The organism is Enterovirga sp., assembly GCF_028290205.1.
In the GTDB taxonomy this organism is placed as follows: Bacteria; Pseudomonadota; Alphaproteobacteria; order Rhizobiales; family Beijerinckiaceae; genus Enterovirga.
On the sequence record NZ_JAQGKF010000208.1, the window covers coordinates 23,180 to 30,630 of the forward strand.

The following is a 7,451-nucleotide window of genomic DNA, read 5'->3' on the forward strand; positions in this document are numbered from 1 at the left end:
TCGTGTCTGTCATCGGGCGTGTGCGGCTGCGCCGGGTTCGGGGCCGCACCCGGAACGGGCCCGGCCCCGAACCGCCGGACCGTCAAGCGACGAGATTCAGGGCGACGTCGAACACGTCGTAGTTGCGCAGGTCGTGCCCGTCCCGAAGGGTGACGCGCCGGTTGGCGATCATCGGCACCACCTGCTCGGTCAGCCCGCCATGCGACCGCAGCGGCTCGGTCAGGCCCGAGAGGTCGTGCTTCGCCCGCGCGGTGCCCAGCACCTTGTGCCGCGACGAGATCACGACCACGTCGCCGATCCGATCGGCCGGCAGGTCGAAGCGCCGGCAGGCCTCCTCGGCCGGAATCGCCACGTCGATGCCCTCCACGGCCGCCAGGCGGGAGACCACCTCCGCCACCCGCGCCACGGGCAGATACACGGTGGCGAACGAGCCGAGGGCGCCGTGATGCACGACGTAGGGGTCGGTGATCGGCAGGATGACCCGGGCGGTGCCGGCGCCGAGCTCGGCATCCAGCAGCTCCTGGAGAAAGATCACGTCCGGCTCGCCGTCGGCCAAGTGCTTGTCGTTCATGCCGTGGTCGGCCGTGAGCACCAGGTTGCAGCCGGCCGCGTCGAGCTCGCCCACATAGCGGTCGAGCATCGTGTAAAACCTGTTCGCGACCTGCGAGCCCGGAGCGGCCTTGTGCTGCACGTAATCCGTCGTCGACAGGTACATCAGGTCGGGCCTGCGCTCCCGGAGGAGCTTCACCCCGGCCGCGAAGACGAATTCGGAGAGATCGGCCGAATAGACGCTCGGCAGCTTCATGCCGACGAAGTTCAGCACGTCGCCGAGGCCGTTTTCCGCGACGGTCGCCTGGTCCGCCTTCTCCGACGAGAAGGCGACCGCGCGCCCGGTCGACATGTCGAGCCCGTTGCCGAGGAGCGTGCGGAGCTTGTCCTTGGCCGTCACCACCGCGACGGTCGCGCCCGCATCGTGAAAGGCCTGCATGATGGTCGGCGCCCGCATGAAGCGCGCGTCGTTCATCATCACCTCCTCGCCGGCCTGGCGGTCGTAGAAGTAGTTGCCAGCGATGCCGTGCACGGCCGGCGGACGGCCGGTGATGATCGAGATGTTGTTTGGGTTGGTGAAACTCGGGATCACGGATTTGGCGAGAACGTTCGCCCCGGTCCGCATGAGACGGTCGAAATGCGGGGCGAGACCGGCCTCGATCGCCTGCTCGATATAGCCCGGCTCCGAGCCGTCGATGCAGACCACCACGGTCGGGGCCTTGGGCCAGGCATAGTCGCGGCCGTTGACGCTGACGGTCTGGCCGATACGGGCGTGCATGTTCATGGCCGGATCCTCAGGCTGCCTTGGCCGGCACGAAGCCGACGCCCATCTCGCTCAGCACCTCGCGGGCCGTGTCGAGGAAGGCTCGCATGTCCTTCGCGTGCAGATCGCCGATGCAGCCGATGCGGAAGGATTCCGCCACGGTCAGCTTGCCCGGATAGATCACGAACCCGCGCTCCTTGAGCGCGTCGTAGAAGCGCTGGAACACGAAGGCCGGGTCCTCGGGCATGCGGAAGGTGACAATGATGGGTGCCTGCAGGTTCGGCGCGAGCAGCGTCTCGAAGCCGAGCGCCCGCATGCCGTCCGTGAGGATGCGGGCGTTGTCGGCATAGCGCCCGCCCCGGCCGGCGACGCCGCCCTCCTGCTGGAATTCCTGCAGAGCCTGATGGAAGGCCACGATGACGTGGATCGGCGGCGTGAAGCGATACTGGCCGGTCTTCTGGATCGCGGCATGCTGGTCGTGCAGGTCGAGCACGAGGGTCGTCGCGTTGCCGGCCGTCTCGGCCAGCGCCTCCTTGCGGCAGATCACGAAGCCCAGGCCGGGCACGCCCTGGATGCACTTGTTCGACGAGGCCGCAATCGCGTCCACGGCGACCTCCCGGGTGTCGAGCGGCAAGGCCCCGAAGGCACTCATCGCGTCGAGGAGGAGGCGCCGGCCGTGGCGGGCCACCAGGGCCGCAATCGCCTCGACCGGGTTGCGGATGCCGCTTGTGGTCTCGCAGTGGACGGCAAAGACGTGGGATATGCCCGCGTCGCCGGACAGGAGCCGGTCGATCTCGGCCAGGTCCGGCGGAGCGTCCTCGGCCGTCTCGTGGACCACCGTTGCGCGGCCCGCGATGTCGAGGATGCGCCTGGCGCGGCTGCCATAGGCGCCGTTGATCAGCACCAGCACCTTGCCGCCCCGCGGCACGAAGGTGGTCAGCATGGCCTCCACCGCGAAGGTCCCGGAGCCTTGCATCGGCACCGTGACGTAGCGGTCCTCGCCGCAGACGATGCGGGGCAGGGCCTCCATGACGGCCGTGTTGATGGCGATGAAGGCGGCGTCCCGCGAGCCCCAGTCGTGCACCATCGCCTGCTTGACGCTGCGCGAGGTGGTGAGCGGACCCGGCGTCAGCAGAAGGGGGTCGCCGGTCTCGCTCGCGGCGGGTCGGATTTGGGACATGAAGCCTCTACGACGATGCTGCAGCAGCGCGAGGCTAGGCGGCGGGTCCCTATAGGTCCAATATGACGTTTCGATATGGCGTATCGAAATCGTCTATATGAGCTCGAACCTCTCCGGCCTGCGGGCCTTCCATGCGGTGGCTCTGGCGGGCAGCTACACGCGGGCGGCGCGCGCCCGCGGCGTCAGCCAGCCCACGCTCTCGGCCCAGGTCGGAACGCTGGAGGAACGCCACGGGGCGCGGCTGTTCGACCGGGTGGGCCGCACGGTTCGGCTGACCTCGCTCGGCCAAAGCCTGTTCGCCATCACCACCCGGCTCGTGGCAGCCGAGGAGGAGGCGGCCGACCTCTTGGCCGGGGCCAAGGCGCTCACCCGCGGCCACTTGCGGCTCGCCGCCGACAGCGCCAGCTACGTCACGGCGGTGCTGGCCCGCTTCCGCACCGACCATCCGGGCCTGACCTTCTCGCTCACCATCGGCAATTCCAGCCAAGTCCTGGCGCAGGTCGAAGCCTATGAAGCGGACGTGGCCATCACGGCGAAGCAGACGTCGGATCCCCGCATCCACGCGACCCGGCTCCGCACCGACCGGCTGATCGGCTTCGTGCCCGACACGCATCCCTGGGCGGGCCGCCGCTCCATCCCGATCGAGGCCGTGGCCGGCCAGGACCTCGTCCTGCGCGAGCGGGGCTCGCAGACGCGCGAGGTGTTTGAAAGCCGGCTCGCGGCGGCCGGCATCCGGCCCGGGGCCATCCTGGAGGTGCAATCCCGGGAGGCGGTCCGGGAGGCCGTCAAGGCCGGGTTCGGGCTGGGCATCGTGTTCGGCGGTGAGTTTCAGGCCGGCGAGGGCCTGCGCCGGATCGCTATCACGGGTGCCGACTTGGCGGTCGCCGAATACGCCGTCTGCCTGGAGGAGCGGCGGCGGATCCCGCTGGTCAGGAGCTTCCTGGCCGCCCTGGCGGAAGAGAGTGCGAGCCCGCCGCGGCGTGCTCCCGCCGGGACGAGCCCGCCCGCGACCGAGCCTTGAGCGGCTAACCGAGCCGGATCAGCGCCAGGCTCAGCAGGATCACGACCCCGACCAGCGTGCGGCCCCATTGCAGGGGCTCCTTCAGGATCACCACGGCGATCACGGCCGCAAACAGCACGCTCGATTCGCGCAGGGCCGCGACGACCGGGATCGGCGCCACCGTCATGGCCCAGATGGCGATCCAGTAGGAGGCGAGGGACATCGCCCCGCCCGCGAGCCCCTTCAGGGCGAAGGGCCGCATCGCCCGGAGCCCCGCCCTGCCCCGGCGCCACAGGGCGACCAGGATGAGCGGGATGCCCTCGAGCACGAACAGGGCGGCGGCGTAGCTGTGCGGATCGCCCGCGACCCGGGCCCCGGTCCCGTCGGCCAGCGTGTAGCCGCAGATCACGACCGCCGTCAGGGCCGCGAAGCCGACCGCGCGGGGATCGAACGGGGTGTTGCGGCGGCGGCCCACCACCGACATCGCCGTGACGCCGGCCCCGAGGCCAGCGATCCCGACCGCCTGGAGGGGGCGCAGCGCCTCCGACAGAAGCAGCACCCCGGCCAGCGCGGTGAGAAGCGGCGCCCCACCCCGCGCGATGGGGTAGACCTGACTCATGTCGGCCCGCCGGTAGGCTTCCGACAGGGCGAGGAAGTAGCCGAGATGCAGGGCCACGGAGGCCATCAGCCAGGGCCAGGCGGCCGCCGCGGGCCAGCCGAACACCATCAGGGCCGGCAGCGCCACGACCCCGCCCGCCCCGGCCAGCAGGGTCATGGCGAGGAGCGGCTCGAGCTGCAGCTTGAGCAGCGCATTCCAGCCCGCATGGAGCGCGGCGGCCGCCAGGACGGCGGCGAAGACGTGCGGTTCCATGCCGGTGGGTGCCGATCCTGGGGGATGAGGCCCGCCAGCCTGTCGGACGGGGCGCGGGGGGTGGGGTCCTCGGCCGTTTCGCGGCGGGGCGCAAGCCGCGGCCGATCGGCCTGTGACCGCTATCCTGCGAGACGACCTTCGATGGCGTCCTCGTAGAGCCGGGCCAGGGTCGGGGCGTCGAGCGGCCGCGGATTGCCGCCGCAGGAGGGGTCCGCGGCCGCCATGGGAGCGAGCCGCGCGACGGCCTCAAGGCCGATCCCGAGTGCGGCGAGCCGCTCCGGAATGCCGAGTTCGGCCCGCAGCCGCAGCACCCACTCGAGCACGGCCCGGCCGGAGGGCGCCGGCAGGTCCAGGTAGCGGGCGAGCGCCGTCAGCCGCGCCTCGACGGCCGGCCTGTTGAAGGCCAGCACGTAGGGCATCACCACCGCGATGGTGAGGCCGTGATGGGTGTCGAACACCGCCCCGCAGGGATGGGACAGGGCGTGCATGGCCCCGAGCCCTTTCTGGAACGAGGTCGCGCCCATGGAGGAAGCGGCCATCATGTGCGAGCGGGCCACGATGTCGGTTCCGTCCCGGACGGCGGCCGGCAGCCACTCCTTGACCAGCCGGATCGCCTCCAGGGCGACGCCCTGGGCGATCGGGTGGTAGACCGGGCTGCAATAGGCCTCGAGCGCGTGGGACAGCGCGTCCATGCCGGTCGCCGCCGTCACGGCCGCCGGCAGGCCGATGGTCAGCTCCGGGTCGGCGATCACGAGGGCGGGCATCATCTTCGGGTGGAAGATGATCTTCTTGGTGTGGTCGCTCTCGTCCGTGATCACGGATGCCCGGCCGACCTCGGACCCGGTCCCGGAGGTGGTCGGGACCGCGACCACGGGCGCCATGCCGGCTGTCTCGACACGGGTGAACCAATCGTCCCGGTCCTCGAAATCGAACAAGGGCCGGGACTGGCCGACCATCAGCGCGACGGCCTTCGCGGCATCGAGCCCGCTGCCGCCCCCGAAGGCGATGACCCCGTCATGGCCGCCGGCCCGGTAGGCCGCGACCCCGGCCAGCACGTCGGCGCCGACCGGGTTCGGCCGCACATCGGAGAACAGCCCCGCGGCGAGCCCGCCCGCCCGCAAGATGTCCAGCGCGGCGGCCACCACAGGAAGCCGGGCCAGGCCGGCATCGGTGACCAGGAGCGGGCGCTGCATACCCAGCGAGCGGCACGCCTCCGGCAGTTCGGCGATCCGGCCCGCGCCGAACCGGATGGCAGTCGGATAGTTCCAGTTGCCGCGGAGCGGCATCGCGTCGGTCATCAGGGGTGGCTCAGGCTGGGAGGCGCAGGTGGTAGGATTTCGGCCGCGTCAGGTGCTCGTAGCCGAGCGTGCCGAGGGTCCAGCCCCGGCCTGAATCTTTGACTCCGGTCCAGGCGAGGCTCGGGTCGAGGTGGTCGCAGCGGTTCAGAAACACCGTGCCGGTCTCGACCTCGTCGCCGATGCGGCGCGCCGCCTCAGCGTCCCGGGTCCAGACGGAGGCCGTGAGCCCGTAGGCGCTGTCGTTCATGAGGCCGATCGCCTCCTCGTCCGACCGCACCTTCATGATGCCGACCACGGGGCCGAAGGTCTCCTCCGACATGACCCGCATCGAATGGTCCACGTCGACCAGGATCTGGGGCGCCAGATAGGGCGTGCCGGGCCGGGCCGCCGCAAAGGCCGCAGCGTCGATCAGCCCCGTGGCGCCGGCCCGCAGGGCTTCCTCGACCTGGTCGCGAATGAAATCGGCCGCCTCCTGCTTGACCACCGGGCCGAGCGTGGTCGCCGGGTCGAGGGGGTCCCCGAGCCGGTAGCCCCGGGTGACCTCCACGGCCCGATCGAGAAAGGGCTGCCACACCGCCTCGTGCACGTAGATGCGCTCGATGCCGCAGCAGGACTGGCCGGAATTGAAGAAGGCTCCGTCGACCAGGTTCTCGGCCGCGTGCGCCACATCCGCGTCGGCCCGGACATAGGCCGGGTCCTTGCCGCCGAGTTCCAGCCCAACCCCGACGAAGCGGCCGGCGGCCGCCTGCTGGATCCGGTGTCCGGCCGCAACCGAGCCCGTGAAGGCCACATGCGCGACCCGGGGGTCGCCGATCAGCGCCTCGGCCTGGCCGTGGGTCGGCGTGAGGGCTGCGAACAGCCCGTCCGGAAGGCCCGCCGCCCGCAAGGCCTCGGCAAAGCGCTCGCCGCAGAGCTGGGTCTGGGCCGCATGTTTCAGAATCACGGCGTTGCCGGCGAGAAGCGCCGGCACGATCGTGTTCACGGCTGTGAGGTAGGGGTAGTTCCAGGGCGCGATCACGAACACCACGCCGAGCGGCACGCGCCGGACGTAGCGGTCAAAGCCGTCGCGCGGCTCCGGCCGGATGTCGGCGAGGCCGGTCTCGGCCGCCGCGATCATGGCCTGAGCCCGGTCCACACAGGTCTGGACCTCGCCGGGCGTCTGCGACACCGGCCGGCCGATCTGCCAGGACAGCTCCTCGGCGATCTCGGCCTTGCGGGCCAGCATGGCCGCGCCGAACCGCTCGCACACGGCCATGCGCTCAGGGAGGGGAACGTGCCGCCACGCGGCCTGCGCCGCGACGGCGCGGTCCAGCGCCCGGTCGAGCTCGCTGCCTGAGGCGAAGGGGCGCTCCGCAACGAGGCGCCCGTCGACAGGCGAAAGGGTGCGCTGCAACCCGAATGCGGTGCTCATCTCAGATGATCTCGAAATAGCGCTTCAGCTCCCAGTCGGAGACGTGGCGCAGGAACTGGCGCTCTTCCCATTCGCGGGTGGCGGCGAAATGGTCGACGAAGGTGTCGCCGAACAGGTCTCGGGCTTCGGCCGACGCCCGAAGCCGGCCCGCCGCCTCGGTCAGCGTGCGGGGCAGTTGCAGGCTGTCGGGGAAGCTCTGCAGGTAGGCATTGCCGGTGGCCGCCGGCTCGGGCTCGATCCGGTTTTCGATGCCCCAGAGGGCGGCCCCGAGCACGGCCGCAACCGCCAGGTACGGATTGGCATCCGCGCCCGGGATGCGGAATTCGACCCGCTGCGACTTGGCCGAGCCCATAATGGCCCGGATCGCCACCGTGCGGTT

Annotated in this window: 6 protein-coding genes and 1 pseudogene; 1 reads left to right on the forward strand and 6 read right to left on the reverse strand. The window is 71.0% G+C overall.

The features are described 5' to 3' along the window. Window positions 1-82: 82 nt before the first annotated feature. Together phnA and JWR86_RS14295 are read right to left on the reverse strand one after the other, a co-directional pair. Window positions 83-1,333 carry a phosphonoacetate hydrolase gene (gene phnA / locus JWR86_RS14290; protein ID WP_299566769.1) on the reverse strand — a complete coding sequence of 417 codons (1,251 nt, stop codon included), beginning with the start codon at window positions 1,331-1,333 and terminating at the stop codon, window positions 83-85. Between the two features lie 10 nt (window positions 1,334-1,343). Then, complete coding sequence (locus tag JWR86_RS14295) at window positions 1,344-2,492, reverse strand: 2-aminoethylphosphonate--pyruvate transaminase (RefSeq protein ID WP_299566771.1); 1,149 nt, start codon at window positions 2,490-2,492, stop codon at window positions 1,344-1,346. 97 nt (window positions 2,493-2,589) lie between these two features. Here JWR86_RS14295 and JWR86_RS14300 point away from each other — a divergent pair, with 97 nt between their 5' ends. Further along, window positions 2,590-3,513 carry a LysR substrate-binding domain-containing protein gene (locus JWR86_RS14300; RefSeq protein ID WP_299566773.1) on the forward strand — a complete coding sequence of 308 codons (924 nt, stop codon included), beginning with the start codon at window positions 2,590-2,592 and terminating at the stop codon, window positions 3,511-3,513. Window positions 3,514-3,517: 4 nt separating this feature from the next. Here the strand turns inward: JWR86_RS14300 and JWR86_RS14305 are convergent, their stop codons facing one another. The 4 genes and pseudogenes from JWR86_RS14305 to JWR86_RS14320 all read right to left on the reverse strand — a co-directional run. Further along, window positions 3,518-4,363 (reverse strand): EamA family transporter, encoded by an 846-nt coding sequence (locus JWR86_RS14305; RefSeq protein WP_299566775.1) that lies wholly within the window; start codon window positions 4,361-4,363, stop codon window positions 3,518-3,520. Between the two features lie 119 nt (window positions 4,364-4,482). Beyond that, a complete protein-coding gene (locus JWR86_RS14310; RefSeq protein WP_299566783.1) occupies window positions 4,483-5,649 on the reverse strand; it encodes an iron-containing alcohol dehydrogenase in 1,167 nt (388 codons plus the stop codon). Between the two features lie 22 nt (window positions 5,650-5,671). Beyond that, window positions 5,672-7,072: an aldehyde dehydrogenase family protein gene (locus JWR86_RS14315; protein ID WP_299566777.1), complete on the reverse strand. Its 1,401-nt coding sequence runs from the start codon at window positions 7,070-7,072 to the stop codon at window positions 5,672-5,674. Window position 7,073: 1 nt separating this feature from the next. Further along, window positions 7,074-7,451 (reverse strand): annotated as a pseudogene (locus tag JWR86_RS14320) (glutamine synthetase); the annotation flags it as partial.